Raw genomic sequence first — 908 nt, 5'->3', positions numbered from 1 at the left:
CCGGGTCCTCATGGTGACCACCTTCGGGCGGCCAGGCTACCTCAAGCGCGCCATGCAGGCCGGCGCCTCCGGATTCGTCGTCAAGGACACGCCCGCCCGGCAACTGGCCGAAGCGGTACGCCGCGTACACCAAGGGCTCAGGGTGGTGGACCCGGTGCTTGCCGCGGAATCGTTGACCGCGGGAGACAGCCCTTTGACCGAACGCGAGGGGGAGGTGCTCAAGGCAGCGTACGACGGCGGAACGGTAGCCGACATCGCGAAGTCAGCGATGCTTTCCGAAGGGACGGTGCGGAACTACCTGTCTGCCGCGATGGCCAAGACCGGCGGCCGTACACGTGCCGAGGCCGTGCGGATCGCCGAAGACAACGGCTGGCTGCTCTAGCGGCCAGGCACGTATTCGACCGTCCCGTCGATTTGCCCCGCTTTGAGACAATGGACGGGTGACTGTAGTAGCAACGCCCCCTTCGCCCAAGCTCGAACTGCCCCCGCTGCAGCTCGGCCGGATCACGGTGGACACCCCCGTGATCCTCGCCCCGATGGCCGGAATCACCAACTCGGCCTTCCGTCGGCTGTGCCGTGAATACGGCGGCGGCCTGTATGTGGCGGAGATGGTGACCTCCCGTGCCTTAGTGGAGCGCACCCCGGAATCGTTGCGCATCATCTCCCATGACGACGATGAAAAAGTCCGTTCCGTGCAGTTGTACGGCGTGGACCCCGTCACCGTTGGCCAGGCAGTGCGCATGCTCGTCGAAGAAGACCGGGCGGACCACATCGACCTCAACTTCGGCTGCCCCGTGCCCAAGGTCACCCGGCGCGGCGGCGGATCCGCCCTCCCCTGGAAGATCGACCTTTTCACGTCGATCGTCCAGACGGCTGTCAAGGAAGCCTCCAAGGGCGACATCCCGCTG

General features: G+C 66.0%; 2 protein-coding genes. Both read left to right on the top strand.

Annotated features, from left to right (window positions below; genetic code table 11):
- The coding region (locus AHiyo1_RS05450) for a response regulator transcription factor (RefSeq protein ID WP_148667478.1) at positions 1 to 382 on the top strand (382 nt) is incomplete at its 5' end.
- Between the two features lie 58 nt (positions 383 to 440).
- Positions 441 to 908: tRNA dihydrouridine synthase (locus tag AHiyo1_RS05445; RefSeq protein WP_172465503.1), on the top strand; the 468-nt coding region annotated here is incomplete at its 3' end.

Origin of the sequence: Arthrobacter sp. Hiyo1, assembly GCF_001263615.2 — a bacterium.
GTDB lineage: Bacteria > Actinomycetota > Actinomycetes > Actinomycetales > Micrococcaceae > Arthrobacter.
This window is presented reverse-complemented; position numbering and strand designations above follow the sequence as displayed.